We start from the raw sequence: 20,357 nt of genomic DNA, 5'->3' as shown, positions 1-20,357 counted from the left end.
CGCACCAAAAACTAGAGCTGTGCCGATAAAACAGTCCGGACGGCGTGAAGGGAACCATGCGGCAGGAAAAAAGTCGCTTTAACTAACCGCATCTTCTAAAATGGACGCGTTTTTTGATTTTTTCGGGGAGAAAATGCAATGACTTATTGTGTGGGGTTACTGTTGAAAGACGGCTTGGTGTTCGCGTCCGATTCGCGCACGAACGCCGGCGTCGATTATGTGACCTCGTTCAGTAAACTGCACATTTTCACGCCGGCGCCGGACCGGTTCTTCGTGCTGATGTCGTCGGGCAATCTGGCGACCACCCAGGGCGTATTGAACCGTATCGTGCGCGATCTGGAATATCCTTCGGATCGGGGGAGCCTGTTGACCGCGCGTTATATGTTCGAAGCGGCCGACTATATCGGAAAAATCAGCCAGGAAATTCAGCGGGAACACGGTCCGGCCCTGATGTCGTCCGGCGTCAGCGTCGAAACCACGCTGATTCTCGGCGGGCAAATCCAGGGGCAAAATCCCGGCTTGATGCTGATCTATCCGCAGGGCAACTATTTCGAAGCGACGCGCGAAACCCCTTATCTGCAGATCGGCGAAAACAAATACGGCAAGCCGGTGCTGGACCGTGCGGTCGGCGCCTTGACCGGCCTCGAAGAAGGCGCGCGCCTCTTGCTGGTTTCGCTCGATGCGACCTCGCGTTCGAACGCGACGGTCGGGCCGCCGTTCGAAGTCGCGATCTACCGGCGGGACGACATGAAGATCAACCACCACCTGAAACTGGCCGCGAACGATCCGTATCTGCTGCAATTGCAGCAATGCTGGAACGAGGGGCTGTGCGCCACGCTGCACAGTCTGCCGGTATTCGATTGGGAAACGCCGGCCTTGGGTTGAAGCCTGCATTGCGTATGCAGCCGGCTCTTCTGCTGTGCGGTTTCCCCCGGCTTTTGGGCTTAAAAGCTCCCGAGATCAGCGATTATTACGCCTCGCGGCTGCCGGGCGAGGCGGCTTTGGGAGTCAATTTTTCATATTGCGTGTAGGGAAGTCCTCACCTTCTGAAAGGTGCCCAGCCCCGTAGGGTACGCTGTGCGTACCTTCCATGTCGAAAGGTACGCACAGCGTACCCTACGGGAGCAGTCGTCCGGCAATCCCCTGATCGGGGCAGGCTCTGCCGGAATGAAGAGCTTTCCTTACGAAGGCCATATACCCAAAGTGAAAATGCTCTAGCGCCGACAGGAAGAGATTTCGCGCATAAAAAGAAGCCGCCCTGCAGGATGATTACAGGGCGGTTTTTATAGTGGCTATTGTAGAGTTGAAAACTATCCTGCCGAACTACGACGGTTACCAGTCGACTTGAACGCGGGTTTCAAGAATATCCAGATCGGCATTATTAAATGCCCGGCTTGTAGCATTTGCAGCAGTGCCGCCCGGAACGGTAGTGACGGCGCCCGTCTCGATGTCCAGGGCATGAACGTAATTCGCCATTACGCGGAGATGCGAATTGGGATACCAGTTGATACCGAACTTGGCTGTCGACGCGCGTCCGCCATTGATTATGCCGGAGTTCAAGTTCATGTAATCGTATCCGACCGCAAGTTCCCATGCGCCCCAGCCGCCGTGCATGTCGAAGTTGTGATTCGGTTTGATCCGGTCCCAGGCGGCGGTTTTAGCTTTATAGTTGCGTGATTCGCCGGTCAGGAAGTAGGTCATATAGCCGTAGTAACCTTCCAGCGATTCGTCTTTACTGTAGCCCTGACCGTGAATATTGGCTTGTATATATTCGCCTTGCACCGAGAATGGGCCATAAACCAGCGCGGTTTCGGCGCCCCACCGGTGGAGGTAATCGGCTTGAATGGCAGCTGCCGACTTAATATTGCCGGAAGTCAAATTTCCCGTATTCAAGATGGATGCACGATCTACGTTGGAGCCTATGCCGTTGGCGAAAATGACCCCCCCGTTGCTGTAGCTGCCATCGCCTTTGTAATTATTGTTAAAGGTAATGTACGATCCCGATGCGCCTACGTGCAGGAATTTGGTTTTGCTTTCCATCCACGGCAAGCCGGTCACGCGAAGGTTGGCTTCCCAGCTGGTATCACCGCCGCCGCCGTTCCGGTTGACGCCGCCATTAAGATTAATTGCACTGCCGGTACTCGTACCGTTAACTGCATTATTGCCATAGGCATTGTAGCCGCCGACCCCTTCGGTTTGCAGCGAGGTGCCGATTTGCCAGCGTTCGGTCGCGTAGTTCGCGCCGAAGCCCACCTTATAAGTATTCAGGTTGTCTACGAGGGTGTTGACGGCCATATTCCGTTCGATGAAAGTCGTATAGCGGTTGCTGGTCGCTTCTTCCAAGCTGAACGGTTCTTTAAAGGCACCGAATTTGACCGAGAAAGGCTTGGAAAAATTATAGCGAATGAATGCGTCGGTAATACCGCCCGCGTTCAAGCCATTGCCGCGCGTAAAATCGTATTCGAATTTATAGTCGGTATTTTTGAAAAAAGTTCCCTCGATGCCCAGACGCGCCCGGCGGAGTGTTGTGCCATCGTTTAATTCCGAGGGGACGCCTGTCGGGGTTACAAAATCTACAGGCAATTTCTGATTAATGTTGGCCTGTGAGTCGACCTGCATGCGCCCATTGATACCGGCGGTGAAATTGCCGTCTTTGGTAGCAAAATGTATCCCGTCGTCGAGTTTGAGATGAACCGACTCGGGTCCCGAAGCTTCCTGGGCATGCTCTTCGAGCGCCTTGATTTGATTGTCTTTTAACGCCATCTCTTCCCGAATCGCGGCGATCTCTGCGGCATTCTGTTGCTCGGCGGTTTTCGCGGGCGCATCCTCGACCCTTTCAAAGGAGCCCATGAGCTGCCGGTTCGAACCGGGCTCGGCGTAAATTTGCTTGGTTTTGACGTCGACATAGAGATCGATCGCAAACGCGGATGAAGATGCGCCGGCGCCCAAGACGGCCGCCACGGCCAAAGTCAGTTTGGAAATATGCATGTTGCTCACAGTGATGATTAAAACTGCGGCAAGGATAGAGAATAAAAATGACGGAAAAATGACGGAAATATTACGGTTTGATGACGGCGCAACAAATCGGTGAAGTCGCTGCGAATCTGCAACAACAAGGGAAAATCGCTGTACAGGCTTTCGATAAAGATGGCCCCAAGCAAGGGCCATCCTATCGAGAAGAAGGAAATTTTTTAATGCCGAATCGCTCACGGAAGGTCGGCAATTATGGAAAGCAATGGCCGGGTGATGATCCGCATGCCGGAAAGAAGCCGGTCCGTACGGCGGGTTTCCCGGCGCGCTTTTACCGGGATTTGCTTATGATGAAATAAAAAGGTATGAGGGGATTAAGGGGGGTAACGATTACTGGGCCTGCAATTGCGACAATCGATTCGCCGCCTCGATGTCGCTCTCGGCTTCCTTGATCGCCCGCGACAGTTCGGCGCGCTGTTTGTCCAGCACCAGCCACTCGATTTGCCGGTGCAGGTAAGCGTCCTTGTTTTTGGTGACTTCGACGCGCAGCTCCAGTTCCTTGATTTCGGCCTGCAGTTGCATTTCCTTCAGGCGGGTCTGGTGCTCGATGCGTTCGGCTTCGAGCTGCTCTTCGTATTTCTGCTGCTCCTGCTGCAGCACTTCCTGCGCCTTGTAGCCGGCCTGCAGCTCCCGTTCTTTCAGGATCGCTTCGTGTTCGAGCCTTTTTGCGTGCAGTTGCTGCTCCAGTTCCTGCCGGCGGGCCTGCTGTTCGAGCTCGAACTGCAGGGCTGCGGCCTGCTCGATGCTTTGCAGGTGCTTTTCGTGTTTGACCTTTTCTTCGTGCAGCTTCGCTTCGATCGTAAACTGATCGGCGTTCTGCTTTTCCTGCACAGCCAGCAGCTGGCGCTGGTTCTCCCGCTCGATCGCCAGTTTCTGCTGCTCCAACGCATGCAACTGGTTCAGGCGTTCGAGGCGTTCCTTTTCCAGCATCTGTTCCTGACGAGTCCGTTCGCGCGCCTGCCTCTCGCGGAATTCGAAATTTTTCTCCAGGATGCTCAGGTAAACCGCCTCCTGGGTAAAACGGCCGTCGAGGCCCCGGCTGTCTTCCAGGTCGGCGAACGACGGGGTCAGTGAGCAGACTGCGCGGCATTTGATGTATTTGACGGTCAACGCCTCGTTGATCGTTTTTTCGATCTGCTTTTCGGTGGCGAAAAGGCCCGATTCGATCCATTCGCCGTCGCGAAGATTTCTGAGCTCGGCATCGACGGTGGTCCGGATCAGCCCTTCATAGCCGGATTTGATATGCGCGTTGATGTCGGAGAGGATTTCGAGGTTGCGCTCGGCATAGCTGAAAGTCGCCTGAAAATGGATCTTCAATTGCGCCTCGATCGTGCAGAGTCCTCCGTAAAGGGCGGTGGAAACGCTGATTGGCCATTCGGCGACCGGTAAAGGATAGACGCGGTGGTAAAAGCGCGGAAAGAATTTGGCGGGATATTCGAACAACCGGTAATACGGCCCCAGTTTGGCAAGTACGACGCGGCTCTCGCCGTCGAAGCCGGGATCCCAGACCTCGGCTTCGGGGGCGTCGGAAAAAGTTTGCGGCGGCAGTCCGGCCAGCCAGGCGTCGAGCAACGCTTGTTTATTCGTCATCGGTCACCTCCACGGCGACCGGAACGGCCGGTCCGGAAGCGCGCATTGCCTGCTGCGCCTTCAGGGCGCGGATTTGCGCGCTCATCCGTTCTGCGATCAAAGGGTAAAGATTCGGCGCGAATTCGACAGACTTCGAATCGATCTTGCGCAGGAAACCGCGGCTCAATAAAAAGCCGACCGCGAACATCCGCGACCAGTCCGAATAGCGCCGGGCTTTTTCGATCTCCGATTTTTCGATCACCATTTCGAGTTCGTCGTTTTCGTTGATCCTGAACTCGGTAAACTGGCGGAGGCATTCGAAGGCCAGTTCCTGTTCGCGCTCGCTCAGCGGTCCCGGCGCGGTGAATTCCAGCCGGTAGGATAAAAACACCGTGAAAAAATCCGCCATGGACGCGCAGAGAAAGGCGAAGAGCGAAAAGTCCTTCCACATTGCGAACGACGGCGTAATGCCCTGCACGATTTCCGTATAAGTCATCAAAATCGGCATGTCCGGTGCAATGACGCCGTTGCTGGTCGCCATCTGATTGAATTTGAGCGAGACTTCCTGCAGGCTGGAAACGATTTTACGGTAGCGCGCTTCCGCATCGGGTGAACTCATGTTCCATTCGTTCAGTCCCGTTTGGAGTACGCGGATGTCCTGATTCAGTTTCTCGAATTCCTGCACGACCTGCGCCGCTTCCTTTTTCTTGGTTTCCAACACTTCGCGCTGGTAGCGGAAAAAAGGTCCCTGGCCGATCATGTTTTTTTGCGTCGGCGGGGCGTCCGGGTGAGTGCCGTAGTAAGCCTGGGTGACGCTCTCGGAAGCCTTGTCCAACTCGGCCTGCTGCTGTTTCAGGATCTTCGTTTTGGTGTCGGCGACGCTTTTCAGATAGGCGTTCACATCGGTGCGGATTTTGTTCAACCGGTCGATTTGAATGTTTTCCTTCTGGGAAATCTCGTAGAATTTGAAATACGAAAAGGTAATCGACGCGGAAACCGCCACCAGCAACGAAGCCAGCACGCTGAAAAAGCGCAGTCTGTTCGCTTTCCAGTGCATGCCGGCGATTTCCAGCGAGCTGATCACGATGATCGACTGGATCGCGATCGTGATGATCAGCGCAATCCAGGAAACGATAAAATGCGACAAGCCGTAAAAAGTGGTGAAACCGGTCGCCATACTCAGCATCAGCACGATCGGAATCGTCCATACTCTGAGGCCGGCAACGAACAGGGTCTGTATGCTGTTGATGATGCCGCCGAGCCCGCCGGAGTTGTGTTCTTTTCTGATTCTATTGATGTCCATCGTTGCCAGATTGGGGAAGTATCGCGCTTGAATCCCCGTAAATTAAAGAGAAACCGCCGTTTGGGAATGAGGCGCAGTCTATTTGATTTATAAGGAAAATGCAATCGGCCGCGCACCGCCGGCGCATTCGGGTTTCAGGAAACGGCCCGGCTGCGGGAGCCCGATAGCGGCGAGTCGTCACTATGAATTTGCATCCCGATTCATCGCAAAAAAGATATCAGCCGGGCTTCCGTCACGCATCTTCGATAAAACCGGAGTTATTCGGCCGCTGCCGCCGTATGGCTTTGTTCCCTGCCGGTCAGCCGGTTGTAAATTTTGACGTAAAGAATCGAGGCGGAAAGCAGCAGCGTGATCGAGTTTGCCGCAATGATCGCGTTATTGTGCAGAAAAATGCCGTAAATCAACCAAAGCGATACGCCCAGCGTAAAAATCGCGTACATCGACAGCGAGAGCGAGGCGGTATCGCGGGTTTTTAGGGTCAGGAGCGCCTGCGGCAGAAACGAGGCGGTGGTCAGCAGCGCGGCCAGATAGCCGATCAGTTCAGGAAGGGCCTGCATGATTTTTATCAAAACGTTGGAAAAAGACCTGCCGGGTTTTAAAAACCCGGCAGGTCTGCAATTAGCCTAAACGGTCCTGCCGTGCCGCGCCGGCACGTCGCGGCGGGTTGCTCCTGTATAGAGCTGCCGCGGCCGGCCGATCTTTTGCTCGGGATCCGCAATCATTTCGTCCCAATGCGAAATCCAGCCGACGGTGCGGCCCATCGCAAAGATCGCGGTAAACATCTTGCTCGGGATGCCGAGCGCGTGCAGCACGATGCCCGAATAGAAGTCGACGTTCGGATACAGTTTCTTTTCGATGAAATATTCGTCTTCGAGCGCTATCCGTTCCAGTTCGAGCGCCAGCTTGAACAAAGGATCGTCCTGCAGCCCCAGTTCGCCCAAAACTTCGTAGCAGGTTTCGCGCATCAGTTTGGCGCGCGGATCGTGGTTCTTGTAGACGCGGTGGCCGAAGCCCATCAGCCGGAACGGGTCGTCCTTGTCTTTCGCTTTGTTGATATAAATGCCGATGCGGGAGGTATCGCCGATTTCTTCCAGCATGTGCAGTACGGCTTCGTTCGCGCCGCCGTGCGCCGCGCCCCATAGACAGGCGATGCCGGCGGTGATGCAGGCGAACGGGTTCGCGCCGCTGGAACCCGCGAGCCGAACGGTCGAGGTCGAGGCGTTTTGTTCGTGGTCGGCGTGCAGGATCAAGATCCGGTCGAGCGCCCTGACCAGCACCGGATTCGGCTCGTATTCTTCGCACGGCGTCGCCAGCATCATGCGCATGAAGTTTTCGACGTAGCTGAGCTTGTTTTGCGGATACATGAAGGGCGATCCGGCGCTGTATTTATGGCACATCGCGACGATCGTCGGCACCTTGGCCAGGAGCCGGATCGCGCTCATTTCGCGGTCGCACTTCGAACGGATATCCAGCGCGTCGTGATAGAAGGCGGATAAAGCGCCGACCACGCCGACCATGATCGCCATCGGGTGCGCGTCGCGGCGGAACCCCTTGAAAAAGTTGGTCAGCTGGTCGTGCACCATCGTGTGCATCGTAATGTTGCGCTCGAATTCTTTCAGTTGGTCGAAGTTCGGCAGTTCGCCCCGCAGCAGCAGGTAGCAGACTTCCAGAAACGAACATTGCATGGCCAGTTGTTCGATCGGATAACCCCGGTACAGTAATATGCCGGCCTCGCCGTCGATATAAGTGATCGAGGACCGGCAACTGGCGGTCGAGGTAAAGCCGGGGTCGTAGGTGAACATGCCGGCCTGCTTGTACAGCGACTGGACATCCAGCACGCCGGGGCCTATCGTGCCGGACAACACGGGCAGCGTACACAGGGGTTCGGATTCGGGAGTGGATAGGACGATAGTGCTGGGTTTGCTCATGGTGTCAATCTCGGTTGGGACGCCGTTGCGGCGTGTTTTAGTGTCGATTGCGGAGTCAATTAATCGGGATTGGCGTTGACGATTGCCTGTCTCGAAAGCTCGGTGACTTTGGACCAGTCTTTCGCATTCAGCGCGTCCTGGGGAGCGAGCCAGGAACCGCCTACGCAGGCTACGTTAGGGAGTTTGAGGTAAGCCAGATAGTTATCGGGCGAGATGCCGCCGGTCGGGCAGAAAGTCGCCTGCGGGAAAGGGCCCGCAATCGCTTTCAGCATCGGAATGCCGCCGGCCGCTTCGGCAGGGAAAAATTTGAAGTGGTCCAGGCCGGATTCCATGCCCAGCATCAGTTCGGACAGGGTTGCGATGCCCGGAATTAATGCGATGTCGCCATTCACCGCCGCGTCCAGCAGGGAAGGGGTGATGCCGGGGCTGATCGCGAAGACCGCGCCCGCGTCCACCGCGGCCTGTAATTGCGCCGGATTCGCTATCGTGCCGGCGCCGACGATGGCGCCTTCGACTTCCCGGCTGATGCGTCGGATGGCTTCGAGCGCAACCGGCGTACGCAAAGTGATTTCCAGCACGCGAATGCCGCCTTCGACCAGGGCTTTTGCTAAAGGCACTGCGTCGTCGAGATTCTTGATGACCATCACCGGCATCACGGGGCCGGCGCTTAATACTTCGTTAGGCGGAATTTTCCAGTGCTGATTTGCCATGTGTTTCGTACGAATTCGGGTAGTTAAAGTCGGTCATCCTTGACGCCAAGTATCGCGGAATGCCCGGCGCAAGGCGCCGGACGATTGATTTTCGGCGAGAAGAACGGTTATTTCCCGGCTTCCAGGCAAAGGCCGTGGAACCCGAAAGGCCGGCGATTCTCTACCGAAACAATGAATTAAAGTTCACAACATTGTATCGGGCAAGGGACAAATGTCAAAACGGAAAGATAGGCCCATGAATTCAAAGCAATAATATCGATCAGCTATCGATTCGGCAGCCATTGCCGATTGGACCTGGGCTAGGCGCTTCTTCTTCCGGTTTCACCGCCACGAAAATCAGCAGGACACCCGACGCCATCGTCGCCGCCAGCAGCGGCAGCGCCAGCTTGAAATCGCCCGTCGCGGTTTTCAGCCAGGCGATCACATAGGGGCCCGCAAAGCCGCCCAGGTTGCCGATCGAATTGATTAGCGCCAGGCCCGACGCCTTGGCCGGTCCCTCCTTTAGTAGCCTATGCGGCAGCGTCCAGAACGGCGCCAGCGTGCTCCAGACGCCTGCCGCTGCGATCGCGATCGCGGCGATCGCCCAGACCGGCGAGGCGAGGTAGGGGCTCAGCGCGAACGCGGCGGCCGCGATCCAGGCGCAGATCACGATGTGCCAGCGCCGTTCGCGGGTCCTGTCCGAATGCGCGCCGACGATCACCATCGCGATTACGGCCGCGAGATAGGGCAGGCCGGTCAACAAGGCAGTGCGCACGTTGTCGAGTCCTGCCCAGCTCTTGATCAGTTGCGGCAGCCAGAGGCTGATGCTGTAATAATTGATCACCACCGCGAAATAGATCAGCGCCAGCAGCCAGACTTTCGGATGGCGCAGGGCCTGTTTCAGATCGGCGGCATGAGGGTGGGGAGCCGTTTCGCGTTCGGCAGCCAATGTCCTTTCGAGCCAGGCTTTCTCTTCACCATTCAGCCAGCCGGCTTCGGCCGGACGGTCGGTCAGCCAGAAATACAGCACAAAGCCGAACAACACCGAAGGCGCGCCTTCGGCCAGAAACAGCCATTGCCAGCCTTGCAGTCCGAACGCGCCGTCGATGCCGAGCAAGAGCCCCGCCAGCGGCGCGCCGAGCACGCCGGAGGCCGCGGTCGCGGTGATCAGCAGCGCGCCGTACTTGGCCCTGACCGGGGCCGGAAACCAGTAGCTGAAATACAGAATCATGCCTGGAAACGAGCCGGCTTCGGCAAGGCCGAGCAGAAAGCGCAAAATATAAAAACCTTGCGGAGTTTCGATAAACACCATCGCACAGCAAATCAGTCCCCAGGTAATCATGATCCGGGTCAGCCAGAGTTTCGCGCCGACTTTTTCCAGAATCAGGTTGCTCGGAATCTCGAACAGCATGTAACCGACGAAAAAGATGCCCGCGCCGAAGCCGTACACCGTGTCGCTGAACTGCAGCGCATCTTTCATCTGCAGTTGGGCGAAGCCGACGCACATGCGGTCGAGATAGGCCAGGATATAGATGATGTAGAGCGGGGGGAGCAGGCGCCAGGCCAGTTTGCGGTATAGTTGATTTTCGTTGATCGGCATGATGTGAATGGGGCGAGAGGCTGGGTGCCGGACGGCTGCCAGATTATATAGGGAAAATGCCCGCTATCGCCGAAGAAGGGGCATTTTTTACATCTTTTGACGGGTAATGGGTTAAAATCGGGGTTCATCCTAAATCTGTATTACCCGATTCCCGCTATGTACGAGCAGTATTTTCATTTTGCGGAATTACCGTTTTCGATAGCGCCAGATCCCCATTTCATTTATATGAGCCGCCGCCATCAGGAAGGCCTGGCGCACCTTTTATACGGGATTACCGTCGGCGGCGGTTTCGTCGCATTGACCGGCGAAGTCGGCACCGGCAAGACGACCCTGTGCCATTGCCTGCTCGGCGAATTGCCGGACACTATCGACATCGCGTTGATCCTGAATCCCAAGCTGAATGCGCTCGAACTGCTGGCGACGATCTGCGACGAGTTGGGGGTGGCCTACGATAAAGAGCGGCAGACGCTGAAACAACTGGTCGATGCCTTGAACCATTACCTGGTGGAGGCGCACGCGAACGGCCGGCGCACCGTGCTGCTGATCGACGAAGCGCAGAATCTGAGCATGGAAGTGCTCGAACAGGTCCGCCTGCTGACCAATCTGGAAACCAGCAAGACCAAGCTGCTGCAAATCATTCTGGTCGGCCAGCCCGAATTGAAGCAGATGCTGCGGCGGCAGGAACTCAGGCAGCTCAACCAGCGCGTCACTGCGCGCTACCATTTGCAGCCGCTGTCGCGCGCCGAAACCCGGGACTATATCCGGCACCGGCTGCGGGTTTGCGGCGGTGATCCCGATCTGTTCAAGGAGCGGGCGATCCGGAAAATATACAAATTGTCCGGCGGCATTCCGCGCGTGATCAATATCCTGTGCGACCGCGCCTTGCTGGGCGCCTATGCGGAAAACGCCGCGCACGTGACGCCGGGTAGGGTCAAAAACGCCGCGCAGGAAACCCTGGCGCCGGCCGGGCCGAAATGGCCGGCATGGCGTATCGCCCTGCTGGGGATGCTGGCGCTCGGCGGGGTGGCGGCCGGCCGTTATTATCTGTTTCCTGACCGGGACGCCGCGTTCCGGCACCGGTTTTTGGGCAGCCCATCCGAAACGGCGGAGGCAAAGTCCGGTCCGGCCGCTCCTAAATCCGTATCGGCGGCTCCAGCTCCCGTGCCGAAAACCGAACCGCTGCCTCCGAAGCAGGTTTCGTTTGCCGAATGGGTGACCGATACCCGCCTGACGCTGCCGCTGGGCTTTGCGAACGCACTGAGCGCGCTCGGAAAAACGGCTTCGCCCGTCGGGACGATCGATTGCGAGGCGCTCAAGGCCTTCGGCGTGTTATGCCAGTTCGGCAAGGCCAGTTGGAAAGAGCTGCTGGCGATGAACCGGCCGGTCATTCTGGAGTTTGTGCTGCCGGCCGAAGAAAAGCGCTACGCGCTGCTGACCGGCCTCAAGCAGGGAAACCCGGTATTGCTCGGAAACGACCGGCATGACTTTTCGCTGGCCGACGTGCTGAGTTATTGGAACGGCTACTATTTATTGCTATGGACGCCGACGATCGCCGATGCGCGAACGATTTTCCCCGGAGAACGGTCAGAGAGAATTGTCTGGCTTCGACAACAGATGGCGCTGTTCGACGGGTTGAATCCGCCCGTGGCGGCGCCCCAGCTATTCGATCAGGACTTGAAGACCCGGGTCCTCAAATTTCAGCACCAGCACCATTTGGCCGAAGACGGTGCGGTGGGAGTCCAAACCCTGTTTTATCTCGACAATCCGACCGAGGCGCCGAACAAGCCTCATCTGACCTTAACCGATTAACACATGTCTTATATTCTCAATGCCCTACGCAAATCGGAACGGGAGCGGCAGGCCAACCGGCCGGAAACCCTGACCGAACAAGTGCTGACGCCGCCGGCGCTGAAAAGCCGGAAAACCGCGATGGTGATCGGCGCTCTGCTGGCCGTCAATCTGCTGGCCCTGCTGCTGTTGGTCTGGTATTTGAAAAAAACGGACGATACGCCGGTGGCGGGAAGGCAAGCCGGCGCCCTGGCGTTACAGCAAAAAGCAGCGCGAAAGCCTCAACCGGGTGCGGTAAAACCGGCTGACGCTGATGCGCCTTCCGAAAAAGCGCCGGCCGCGGCGGCGCCGGCTCCCCAAATGATTAACCCTCCGGCGCCAACCGCCGCAGCATCTGCCACAAAATCGCCTTCAATCGAAGAACTGGCCGCGGCAAGCCGGGCCGCAGAGGAGAAAGGGCCGAAGCAGGCCATGTCCGGCAAACCCGAACGCGACGACCAAACCGCTCCCTCGACTGCCGCAACCGGCGCACGGGAGCAGGTCCGGAAGGAAAGACAGACAAAAAGGGCTCAGCCGGTGCTCGCGGCCGAAAGCCCGAGCGATTCCGAAAGCGATACCGAAAAAGGAAAGAGCGATGCCTCACCGCCGGGCCGGCAGGCCATTCCTTTATTCAAGGATTTGCCTTACAACTTCCGCAACTCCGTGCCGAAGATGGCAATCAACGTGTTCATGTACGCTGACAATCCCGCAGACCGCTTTGTCATACTGAACATGACGAAATACAAGGCCGGCCAGACCACCAAGGATGCGGTCGAGATCAGGGAAATCCGTCCCGACGGGATCATCGCGAGTTACGGCGGCAAAGTGTTTCGCATCGAGCGGCCTTGATGTGCCGGGGAAAAGGGCTCAGGCGTTCACCCGGCGTTCGGAAACGCTGCCAAGGCCGTCCCTCGGACGCTGGCTTTCGGTCTTCACGGGGCTTTAAATTGCCACGGTGACCCGTCGGTCAGTGTTTTCAAAAAAGCCTGCGTAACCCATAAGATACTTCAATGTTACGGAAACCAAATTTTAACTATAAGCACTTAGCAACAAGTCAACAGGCATTCCTGGCTTTCTGACGCTGCATTAACTAACACTGACGAAAATCAATACATGCGAACTTTTTGAAAGGCGCTTATGAATATTTTTGACCTGTTGGGTAATATAAAACTACGTCCAGGTCTATATTTAGGCGGGCGTTCTATTGTAAAACTGAGAAATTTTTTGGATGGTTACTACTATGCCTTGCTTGTCAACGGTATTAATGATGACGAAGCTTTCTGGAATAAATTTCAATTGTTTATTTCTAATAAATATCATATAGAAACATCACAAGGCTGGGATAAAATTATACTTTTCTTTTCTAATGATGAAGAAGATGCTTTCGAGAAATTCTTTGATTTATTTGAAGTATTCTGTGAGAAGGATTTGGATAAAAAATCCAATAATAACTAATGGGAACTTCAAAGCGAGTAGTAAGCCGTGTAGGTCGGGCACGCTTCTTGTGTCCCCCTAGGCATCAACTTAACAAAGTTATAAGCAGTATTCGATGCTTAACGGTCTGATAAATCAACTTCAGACAAAGAGGGTCATCGATGGATATTTTTTCAAGCATCGCCAGAGCGCTACAACGTATTCTCAACGAAAAAGCCAATGAATTGGCACAAAAACACGGCTTTATCAAGCGTCAGCGTAAAGTAAGCGGTTCGAATTTTGTGAAAGCCTTGGACGGCAGCTTGGTTCTTTTTCCGTCGGAGGGTTAGCGCGTGCCGGCTACAGCCACGGCTTAAAAATCTCGGCACAAGCGATCGATAACCGTTTTACGGAAGCTGCCTGCCGCTTTATGAAAGGCGTGTTGGACGCAGCGGCTGGCGAGGTGATTGCGGCCAGCCGTGCTGCCGAGATTGATTTGTGCAGCCGTTTTGAAGCCGTGTGTGTGATTGATTGCAGTACGGTAATCCTATCGGCTGAGTTGAAAGTTATTTGGCAAGGCATTGGCGGTCCGCCCGGAGACAGCCAGGCCGGCATGAAGATTGACACGCGGCTGGAATTGAAAAAAGGGCAACTGCATTTAGGCTATTTCAATCTTAAGCGCATGAAAGAGCAAGATGCGCGCGGCGAATACTGGATTTCCCGTTTGCAACCCCGAACCCAGGTTTATAACGACAAGGGGGAAGGGATTGACTTGGCTAATTTCCTACAAGCCTGAGTTAAACAAGGCGTTTTACAACATGAAATGGCCATCAAGGTCGGTACGTCGGAACGCTTGCCGGCCCGTTTAGTGTTGTGGAAACTGTCCGAGGAAGCGGCGAACCGGCGGCGGGCAAAAATGCATGAAAACGCCCGCAACCAGCGCCGAACCTTGAGCCGGCAAAGTCTGGCATGGGGTGACTGGAATCTTCTGATCAGCAATGTGGGCGTTGACAAGTTGAGCCATCATGAGTGTTTTCTGCTGTAGGGGGTCCGTTGGCAAATCGAATGGTTGTTTAAATGTTGGAAAAGCCACGGCGGCGTGGGCCATTCACGGAGCGAGAAACCTTACCGGGTACTTTGCGAACTGTACGCCAAATTACTGTGCGTCCTGGTACAACATTGGATTGTCCTCACCGGGCTATGGCGCCTCCCGGATCGTAGTTTGGTCAAGGGCTGCCAGATGATCAAAGAGCAATCGGCACGGCTGGCCGCCTGCATGGAAGACCTTGAGGCATTAACCGCGTTGCTCAAGGAATTAGCGGAACGGTTTAAACAGGGGTGTTCTTTAAATCCCAGGAAAAAGCACCCCAATACCTCGCAACGACTTAAATCAGGACGGGCTTTTTCTTAAGTTGATGCCTATGGGGCACGCTTTTTGTGCCCGACCTTTTCGATGCGACGGTATGAGGTCGGGGTTACGGATCATCGAGCCTCTTCGCCGCCCAAATGTCGGGCAACGGTGAAGCTGTTGCCCGACCTACCAGGCTACCAGGCTACCAGGCTATGCCTACGTCGGCAATAATCCCTTTAACCGGAACGATCCCCGCGGGTTGATTGCGGCCGATATGAAGCTACTGGCCGGCAACTTCAGCAACGAGTTCGGAGCGACGGCGAGTGCATTTGGCAGTGCTATCGCCAGCAGGCCCGCGTTGCAATCCTTTGCCGCCGGTTCTACACTCGGGGCGGGTTTAGGGCTTGCTACGACTTATCCGGTTGCCACAGCGGTAACATTATCATCTTTTGAATTGGAGAATCTGGCTTCCGGGGAGATGCCGGTTGGTGGTGTTTGGGGATTAAAACCACTGGCTCGTGGACAAGCAATTGAAAACTCGCTCGCTAGTACAGAATACAAAGATTGGTTTAGAATTGGTCAATTGAACAACGGTAAATTTCCTTTGGTTGACTTTCAACTTGAAAATAATTTGGTTAGTTTGAAGACAGTGAATACTAATGGTTCCAGTTGGCTGGGAAATATGCAGTCTCATATAGACGATTTAGCGGCCAGAGGAGCAACAGTAGATGGTGTTCCTGCTAATATGATTTTGGATTTACGAGTTCAACCAGGAGGATCTAATGCCGCTCAGTCTTTAATTGGATATGGACAGTCCCAAGGTGTTTCAGTAATGATTAAAGAGTTTCCTTAATGGTTGAAAAAATATATGTAATAAGTAGACTAGGTATGTTAAATGCCGATCTGATATTGAACTTAATATTAGATTTTTTTAAAAAGCGAGACATATCTGCTTCTGGTTATACACTCTATGGAGATGAGGTTCATTTAGAAGAAGTTGCTTCTATCCTTAAAAAAAAATCACGCCATACTTTTCTATTAAATGGGAATGGCTTTGAAATACACTTGGCTTCGGTGTTACGGTATCAGGTTGATATATTGAGTATTAGTGCCGAAAATGGAAAAAATATGTTTTGGGATGATTGGATTACTTCTATCAGTGAACAAGTAAAAGTTGTTCAAGCTTGGTTAGTTGATGCCGATTATGACTATTGGCAGAATGCCGAAGATTCTCTTCAATACATATCTCATGGTCGCCCGTGGGAACATTTGCCAAAAAGATCAAATGGATTGCCTCCTCCCCTTGAGAAACAAATTATTGATACCTCAAATAATCCGGGACACCGACGATTTTGTATGGGTTACCTTGAGGCAATTGGGGCTGTAATGTGGTTAGGAGATGATTTCTGGAGCTTAACTGGTGCCAATAAAAACGATCTTCTAAAGCAAAGTTGGCTAAAGTCGAGAGAAATACCGAATGGTTTGTTGCGTATTCAAGTTGGAAATACCTTATTTTCTACAGCTAGCGAGGGATCAGATGCTATCCAACTTATGCTAAGAGGGCTTTTGTTTCCAAGGGCCGTAGCCGTGTAGATACTCTGTTCAAAGTCAATCAACCCGTAACCCGTAACCCGTAAGGCGGAACCGGCTTTGCCGGGTTCCGCCATTCGGAACAATGACGATGCCGAACGAGCTCTGTAGGTCAGGCAATCGTTTTATCGTTGCTCGACGATCATGTGGCGATCCTGCTTCGGAATGTTGCGCGGATCTGAAACCCTGTCATCTTTCAAGGCATGGAAAATGTCGGGCACAAAAAGCGCGTGCCCGACCTACGAGGCTTATTTGGAAGAGAAAAATTCGAAGAATGAATGGGAGCAATTATGGGCCATACGCTTGGGAGACAAGCGCTTTTGTATTGGTTGCATCCCTTTTTTTGCTTTTGATCTTGCATTGGGAGATGAGGTAGAAACAGATGAAAACTATGTGATACAGCGGGTAATAAAGGAGTCGGGGCACTATACATTCAGGGTTTGGTTTGGAAACTCAACTGATCAAGAGATTAAAAATGAAGTACTTAAATTTATGGATAATCTTCCGGTTGAGTTAGAGTGGTCATCTGCTAATTTATTGGCAATCAGTGCACCCGATCCAAGTCAGGCTAAGCAAGTAGCTGATTACCTCTATACTCAGCAGAGTATGGAGTATCTTATTTATGAGACAGGTCGAACAACCCGTAACCCGTAACCCGTAAGGCGGAACCGGCTTTGCCGGGTTCCGCCATTCGGAACAATCACGATGCCGAACGAGCTCTGTAGCCGTGTAAGGCCGTAAGGCGCAATAACCAACGAGTATTGCGCCGAATGGGTAAACCAACTATACGGCGCAGCCTCGCTTATTGACGCCCTACAAATCCAATGGAAAAAGTTGACGGTTTCCGAACGGTCGTATTTAAAAGGCCTGGAGCCGGAAAAACATGGCGAATTATGTGCCGGCGCCTATCAGGAGCTCGCCCAGGGCTTTGGCGTGCGCGAATATGCGTTTATGTTTGCCAAAACCAAAGCCAATGAAGTACGCTTTAAAACCGGTACGGAATTTAAACGCGCTAATCTAGGCGGTAATAACTTTGCCGGGTCATTAATGCGGCGGGTGCTGTTTGCCTTGCATGAAACGGTCACTAAAGAGAATGTGCGAGAAGGCGTTACTACTTGAGGACGGAAGTCTCCGATTTTTAGGGCAACCGCAAGAAAATTATCGACATCTTGCGTTACTTGAATCCTCTTGCTCATATCGATCACATGCCGCATTGGGAAGTCGATGCGGAAGCAGCAAAAACCCTGGCAGAAACGATAAAGAACTTCAATGCCTAACGTGTGGAGGATAAATATCATGACAACACATCTTGCTATTGATGATGAATTAATTAATGAGGCGCTAACCTTAGGCCACTTTAAAACCAAGGAAGATACCGTAGTGACGGCGCTAAAAGAATTTATCAATCGCCGCAAACAATTGGAGATTATTGATCTATTCGGTCATTTTGACCCAGACCTCGATTATGATTACAAGAAGGGGCGTCTTTCTTGAAAGTATTGGTTGATACCTGCATCTGGTCGCACGCGCTCCGTTCTAAAAAGCCCGAGTTCGAAGCTCAGGTAAAGAGTTTGGAAATATTAATCTCAGGCCAACGCGTGCTGATGATTGGCCCTATTCGGCAGGAAGTCTTGTCGGGTTATAGTGACCCGAACAAGTTTGAGATATTAAAAACTAAGTTGAGTTATTTTGAGAATATAGCCGTTCTAGACGAAGATTATATTAATGCCGCTAAGTTCTACAATGAATGCCGTCAAAAAGGCATTCAGGGATCACATATCGATTTGCTGATCTGCGCGGTTGCAGTGCGGTTAAACGTACCCATCTTTACGACCGATAAGGATTTTGGATTTTATCAGCGGCACCTGCCCATCAAGTTGTACCCCGCAACAACGGCTTGATGGTATCCGGCCTGTCGCTTACGGTCAAGGACGCCAAGAATCAGCTGACCACCTACCAATACGACGGCCACGACCGCCAGACCAAAACCCTCTATCCGGACAAAACCACTGCCGGTGCCTCCTCGGCCAGCGACTACGAACAGCCCGCGTAGGGCCGTAGGGGCGATTAACGGAGTGTATTGCCCGATTCGAAGGCAAAATGCCTCAGATTACGCTAACGCTAATCGGAGCTACGCGGGCTTATCCAGACGAAATTCCAAGATAAATTCTTATTACTAACACTACAAATATGGAAAATACAGGCAGTATTTTAAAACGGCTTCAAGATTGGTACGTTTCTAGATGTAATGACGATTGGGAGCATACTTACGGCGTTTTTATCACTAATATTGACAATCCTGGCTGGTCTTTAAAGGTCGAGTTGAAGGATACTCCTCTTTATGAGCTAGCTTTTAAAGAAATTAAAATACAAAGAAGTGAAGAAAATGATTGGATTATATGCAAAGTAGAAGAAGGAAATTTTCAAGGATATGCTGGTCCCAATAATTTGGAGGAATTACTTAGTATTTTTTTAGACTGGGCTGAGGAAAATGATCGGTAAATTGCCAACGCGTAGCCCGCGTAGGTCCGAATAGCGGAGCGTATTCGGACGCATGTAGCCGTGTAATCGGGCAACTGCTTTATCGTTGCCCGACGATCATGTGGCGATCCTGCTTCGGGATGTTGCGCGGGTCTGAAATCCTATCACCTTTCAAGACATTGGAAATGTCGGGCACAAAAAGCGCGTGCCCGACCTACACGCCCAACCCGAATGGCGGAACCGGCTTTGCCGGGTTCCGCCATTCGGAACAATCACGATGCCGAACGAGCTCTGTAGCCGTGTAGGTCGGGCAACCGCTTTATCGTTGCCCGACGATCCTGCTTCGGAATGTTGCGCGGATCTGAAACCCTGTCACCTTTCAAGGCGTGGGAAATCCGTAACCCGTAAGGCGGAACCGCTAGCGCGCTTCGCCTTACGGGTTAAACACTTAAGTTAATTTGTTGAATGGTGCCTATTTTGCCGTCCTCAGTTAAATAAACGCCGGTATCGGTGACTTCTCCCAACGATTGATTATCGGTAGTACGTAATTGAAAGGGGGTCGTGGCGTGACCCAGATAAATAGCGCCTATGTTTTTATCACCCAACGCAATAAGCTGCTGGCTGCCGTCTTCATATCGCTGCCAGATTCTCAAACTGCCGTAGATCGGGTCGGCTTCGTCAATAAAGCCATTGCCGTCGCTGTCATATTGGGCTAGCTCTGAAAATCCATTATCTGAATTCGGGCCGAACAGTTCGGAACCGTTGTTGATAACGCCGTCGTTATTTTTATCCAGGGCCAGGAAACCGCTGCCCGGATTTAATATCGCAATTTGTTCGGTTATGCCGTTGGCGTCAAGATCGAATTCAAAACGTGTTTGCGATAGTTGCGCGGCATTGCCGTCGAAATTGATCACAAGGGGATCGATCTTCTTTTCGGGATCGCCGAGCCTGATTGAATTATTGGTTTCGATACGAAACTCGCGGCTCATATTCAGCGCGACTGAAAAATCTATGCTTCGTCCGTCTTGTGTTTGAATCGTGCCGGTTGCGGAAAAGTTTGTGCTTTCGGATTCCTGATAGACTGCCCGATGCTCATATATAAGTCCAAAGCCGGCAGAAGGCGGTTGATTGGCTGGCGGCGTTGTAGTGATCTCAATATTTGTAACGTTGGCGCCGATATTGGCAGACAATTCAGCGGGTGAAAACAGTTTAAAATCAAGGCCAGTTATTGCTTCAAACATATGCTTGACAATCAGCAGCGTAACGCTTTGGCTGGCATCAAGCGAGCCGCCGACATCTAACGACTGCTTCTCGATCTTAAGTGTCTGCGCGGAACTGCTTGGGCTAAACATATCGGCCAAACGCTCGTTTTTATTAGGCTCTGCCTGCACCGGAGTTTTCCAATACCGCAGAGATTCGGATTCTTGGGAGCTCTTTAACAAATGATGTTGGCTGTTTAATTGGATGGCGGAATTTTTTACGATCATTAGCTTAACCTCCTGAAATAAAAGTTGCTCACATGCGGTTATCGGCCAAGATCGAAATTAATTTAGCTGTGTAGGTTGGGATGGCCTCT

At 53.1% G+C, this 20,357-nt stretch carries 25 protein-coding genes; 17 read left to right on the top strand and 8 right to left on the bottom strand.

All coding sequences use genetic code 11. The features are described 5' to 3' along the window. Positions 1-138 precede the first annotated feature (138 nt). Positions 139-885: a proteasome-type protease gene (locus tag METAL_RS19355; RefSeq protein ID WP_005375089.1), complete on the top strand. Its 747-nt coding sequence runs from the start codon at positions 139-141 to the stop codon at positions 883-885. Between the two features lie 447 nt (positions 886-1,332). Here the strand turns inward: METAL_RS19355 and METAL_RS19350 are convergent, their stop codons facing one another. Then, on the bottom strand, positions 1,333-2,961 hold the full coding sequence (locus METAL_RS19350) for an OprO/OprP family phosphate-selective porin (RefSeq protein WP_245549552.1): 1,629 nt from the start codon (positions 2,959-2,961) through the stop codon (positions 1,333-1,335). Between the two features lie 107 nt (positions 2,962-3,068). Here METAL_RS19350 and METAL_RS19345 point away from each other — a divergent pair, with 107 nt between their 5' ends. Further along, positions 3,069-3,329, top strand: a complete 261-nt coding sequence (locus METAL_RS19345; RefSeq protein WP_040578399.1) for a hypothetical protein — start codon at positions 3,069-3,071, stop codon at positions 3,327-3,329. Positions 3,330-3,360: 31 nt separating this feature from the next. On the opposite strand, the gene METAL_RS19340 is transcribed toward METAL_RS19345, so the two are convergent. From METAL_RS19340 to METAL_RS19315, 6 genes are all read right to left on the bottom strand, one after another. Further along, the gene (locus tag METAL_RS19340) at positions 3,361-4,620 is read right to left on the bottom strand and encodes a coiled-coil domain-containing protein (RefSeq protein WP_005375084.1); all 1,260 of its coding nucleotides are present in this window, start codon (positions 4,618-4,620) and stop codon (positions 3,361-3,363) included. Beyond that, positions 4,610-5,902: a hypothetical protein gene (locus METAL_RS19335; protein WP_005375078.1), complete on the bottom strand. Its 1,293-nt coding sequence runs from the start codon at positions 5,900-5,902 to the stop codon at positions 4,610-4,612. Before METAL_RS19335 ends, METAL_RS19340 begins: the two co-directional genes overlap by 11 nt. Positions 5,903-6,159: 257 nt before the next feature. Next, the gene (locus tag METAL_RS19330; RefSeq protein WP_005375077.1) at positions 6,160-6,459 is read right to left on the bottom strand and encodes a SemiSWEET family sugar transporter; all 300 of its coding nucleotides are present in this window, start codon (positions 6,457-6,459) and stop codon (positions 6,160-6,162) included. A gap of 66 nt (positions 6,460-6,525) precedes the next feature. Then, a complete protein-coding gene (gene gltA, locus METAL_RS19325; RefSeq protein WP_005375076.1) occupies positions 6,526-7,830 on the bottom strand; it encodes a citrate synthase in 1,305 nt (434 codons plus the stop codon). Between the two features lie 59 nt (positions 7,831-7,889). Continuing rightward, positions 7,890-8,540 (bottom strand): bifunctional 4-hydroxy-2-oxoglutarate aldolase/2-dehydro-3-deoxy-phosphogluconate aldolase, encoded by a 651-nt coding sequence (locus METAL_RS19320; RefSeq protein WP_005375075.1) that lies wholly within the window; start codon positions 8,538-8,540, stop codon positions 7,890-7,892. Positions 8,541-8,799: 259 nt separating this feature from the next. Continuing rightward, complete coding sequence (locus METAL_RS19315; RefSeq protein ID WP_005375074.1) at positions 8,800-10,119, bottom strand: MFS transporter; 1,320 nt, start codon at positions 10,117-10,119, stop codon at positions 8,800-8,802. A 156-nt stretch (positions 10,120-10,275) separates the two neighbouring features. Here METAL_RS19315 and METAL_RS19310 point away from each other — a divergent pair, with 156 nt between their 5' ends. From METAL_RS19310 to METAL_RS19255, 15 genes are all read left to right on the top strand, one after another. After that, positions 10,276-11,928, top strand: a complete 1,653-nt coding sequence (locus METAL_RS19310; protein ID WP_005375073.1) for an AAA family ATPase — start codon at positions 10,276-10,278, stop codon at positions 11,926-11,928. Between the two features lie 3 nt (positions 11,929-11,931). Next, positions 11,932-12,795, top strand: a complete 864-nt coding sequence (locus METAL_RS19305; RefSeq protein WP_005375072.1) for a general secretion pathway protein GspB — start codon at positions 11,932-11,934, stop codon at positions 12,793-12,795. 288 nt (positions 12,796-13,083) lie between these two features. Continuing rightward, entirely contained in the window at positions 13,084-13,401 is a 318-nt protein-coding gene (locus tag METAL_RS19300; protein ID WP_005375071.1) for a hypothetical protein, read from the top strand. A 140-nt stretch (positions 13,402-13,541) separates the two neighbouring features. Continuing rightward, the gene (locus tag METAL_RS21335; RefSeq protein ID WP_157203398.1) at positions 13,542-13,709 is read left to right on the top strand and encodes a hypothetical protein; all 168 of its coding nucleotides are present in this window, start codon (positions 13,542-13,544) and stop codon (positions 13,707-13,709) included. Positions 13,710-13,789: 80 nt separating this feature from the next. Next, on the top strand, positions 13,790-14,155 hold the full coding sequence (locus METAL_RS19295) for a hypothetical protein (protein WP_031430318.1): 366 nt from the start codon (positions 13,790-13,792) through the stop codon (positions 14,153-14,155). A gap of 27 nt (positions 14,156-14,182) precedes the next feature. After that, a complete protein-coding gene (locus METAL_RS19290; RefSeq protein WP_031430317.1) occupies positions 14,183-14,404 on the top strand; it encodes a hypothetical protein in 222 nt (73 codons plus the stop codon). 195 nt (positions 14,405-14,599) lie between these two features. After that, positions 14,600-14,770: a hypothetical protein gene (locus METAL_RS21330; protein WP_157203397.1), complete on the top strand. Its 171-nt coding sequence runs from the start codon at positions 14,600-14,602 to the stop codon at positions 14,768-14,770. Between the two features lie 214 nt (positions 14,771-14,984). Further along, on the top strand, positions 14,985-15,563 hold the full coding sequence (locus METAL_RS19285; protein WP_005375070.1) for a hypothetical protein: 579 nt from the start codon (positions 14,985-14,987) through the stop codon (positions 15,561-15,563). Further along, positions 15,563-16,303: a hypothetical protein gene (locus METAL_RS21325; RefSeq protein WP_005375068.1), complete on the top strand. Its 741-nt coding sequence runs from the start codon at positions 15,563-15,565 to the stop codon at positions 16,301-16,303. Before METAL_RS19285 ends, METAL_RS21325 begins: the two co-directional genes overlap by 1 nt. A 249-nt stretch (positions 16,304-16,552) precedes the next feature. Next, complete coding sequence (locus tag METAL_RS19275) at positions 16,553-16,954, top strand: DUF4265 domain-containing protein (RefSeq protein ID WP_213069423.1); 402 nt, start codon at positions 16,553-16,555, stop codon at positions 16,952-16,954. A gap of 180 nt (positions 16,955-17,134) precedes the next feature. Further along, a complete protein-coding gene (locus METAL_RS19270) occupies positions 17,135-17,419 on the top strand; it encodes a hypothetical protein (protein WP_031430312.1) in 285 nt (94 codons plus the stop codon). A 177-nt stretch (positions 17,420-17,596) separates the two neighbouring features. Then, entirely contained in the window at positions 17,597-17,794 is a 198-nt protein-coding gene (locus tag METAL_RS19265) for a type II toxin-antitoxin system VapB family antitoxin (RefSeq protein WP_005375060.1), read from the top strand. Beyond that, positions 17,791-18,201, top strand: coding sequence for a type II toxin-antitoxin system VapC family toxin (gene vapC, locus METAL_RS19260; protein WP_005375058.1), 411 nt, complete (start codon positions 17,791-17,793; stop codon positions 18,199-18,201). The genes METAL_RS19265 and vapC overlap by 4 nt, the downstream gene beginning before the upstream one ends. Continuing rightward, a complete protein-coding gene (locus tag METAL_RS21320) occupies positions 18,198-18,353 on the top strand; it encodes a hypothetical protein (RefSeq protein ID WP_157203396.1) in 156 nt (51 codons plus the stop codon). The genes vapC and METAL_RS21320 overlap by 4 nt, the downstream gene beginning before the upstream one ends. Positions 18,354-18,490: 137 nt before the next feature. Beyond that, positions 18,491-18,802, top strand: coding sequence for an immunity 53 family protein (locus METAL_RS19255; RefSeq protein WP_005375056.1), 312 nt, complete (start codon positions 18,491-18,493; stop codon positions 18,800-18,802). A gap of 419 nt (positions 18,803-19,221) precedes the next feature. On the opposite strand, the gene METAL_RS19250 is transcribed toward METAL_RS19255, so the two are convergent. Beyond that, complete coding sequence (locus METAL_RS19250; RefSeq protein ID WP_005375055.1) at positions 19,222-20,268, bottom strand: hypothetical protein; 1,047 nt, start codon at positions 20,266-20,268, stop codon at positions 19,222-19,224. Positions 20,269-20,357: the final 89 nt, after the last annotated feature.

The sequence above is a fragment of the Methylomicrobium album BG8 genome (assembly GCF_000214275.2).
GTDB lineage: Bacteria > Pseudomonadota > Gammaproteobacteria > Methylococcales > Methylomonadaceae > Methylomicrobium > Methylomicrobium agile.
Note: the sequence above shows the minus strand (reverse complement) of the source record. Positions and strands in the feature narration are given on the sequence as shown.

Bases quoted from the DNA above. Each gene is read 5' to 3' on its own strand.
- METAL_RS19355 (WP_005375089.1), top strand. From the start codon at position 139: ATGACTTATTGTGTGGGGTTACTGTTGAAAGACGGCTTGGTGTTCGCG.
- METAL_RS19345 (WP_040578399.1), top strand. From the start codon at position 3,069: ATGACGGCGCAACAAATCGGTGAAGTCGCTGCGAATCTGCAACAACAA.
- METAL_RS19340 (WP_005375084.1), bottom strand. From the start codon at position 4,620: ATGACGAATAAACAAGCGTTGCTCGACGCCTGGCTGGCCGGACTGCCG.
- METAL_RS19335 (WP_005375078.1), bottom strand. From the start codon at position 5,902: ATGGACATCAATAGAATCAGAAAAGAACACAACTCCGGCGGGCTCGGC.
- METAL_RS19330 (WP_005375077.1), bottom strand. From the start codon at position 6,459: ATGCAGGCCCTTCCTGAACTGATCGGCTATCTGGCCGCGCTGCTGACC.
- gltA (WP_005375076.1), bottom strand. From the start codon at position 7,830: ATGAGCAAACCCAGCACTATCGTCCTATCCACTCCCGAATCCGAACCC.
- METAL_RS19320 (WP_005375075.1), bottom strand. From the start codon at position 8,540: ATGGCAAATCAGCACTGGAAAATTCCGCCTAACGAAGTATTAAGCGCC.
- METAL_RS19315 (WP_005375074.1), bottom strand. From the start codon at position 10,119: ATGCCGATCAACGAAAATCAACTATACCGCAAACTGGCCTGGCGCCTG.
- METAL_RS19310 (WP_005375073.1), top strand. From the start codon at position 10,276: ATGTACGAGCAGTATTTTCATTTTGCGGAATTACCGTTTTCGATAGCG.
- METAL_RS19305 (WP_005375072.1), top strand. From the start codon at position 11,932: ATGTCTTATATTCTCAATGCCCTACGCAAATCGGAACGGGAGCGGCAG.
- METAL_RS19300 (WP_005375071.1), top strand. From the start codon at position 13,084: ATGAATATTTTTGACCTGTTGGGTAATATAAAACTACGTCCAGGTCTA.
- METAL_RS21335 (WP_157203398.1), top strand. From the start codon at position 13,542: ATGGATATTTTTTCAAGCATCGCCAGAGCGCTACAACGTATTCTCAAC.
- METAL_RS19295 (WP_031430318.1), top strand. From the start codon at position 13,790: ATGAAAGGCGTGTTGGACGCAGCGGCTGGCGAGGTGATTGCGGCCAGC.
- METAL_RS19290 (WP_031430317.1), top strand. From the start codon at position 14,183: ATGGCCATCAAGGTCGGTACGTCGGAACGCTTGCCGGCCCGTTTAGTG.
- METAL_RS21330 (WP_157203397.1), top strand. From the start codon at position 14,600: ATGATCAAAGAGCAATCGGCACGGCTGGCCGCCTGCATGGAAGACCTT.
- METAL_RS19285 (WP_005375070.1), top strand. From the start codon at position 14,985: ATGAAGCTACTGGCCGGCAACTTCAGCAACGAGTTCGGAGCGACGGCG.
- METAL_RS21325 (WP_005375068.1), top strand. From the start codon at position 15,563: ATGGTTGAAAAAATATATGTAATAAGTAGACTAGGTATGTTAAATGCC.
- METAL_RS19265 (WP_005375060.1), top strand. From the start codon at position 17,597: ATGACAACACATCTTGCTATTGATGATGAATTAATTAATGAGGCGCTA.
- METAL_RS19255 (WP_005375056.1), top strand. From the start codon at position 18,491: ATGGAAAATACAGGCAGTATTTTAAAACGGCTTCAAGATTGGTACGTT.
- METAL_RS19250 (WP_005375055.1), bottom strand. From the start codon at position 20,268: ATGATCGTAAAAAATTCCGCCATCCAATTAAACAGCCAACATCATTTG.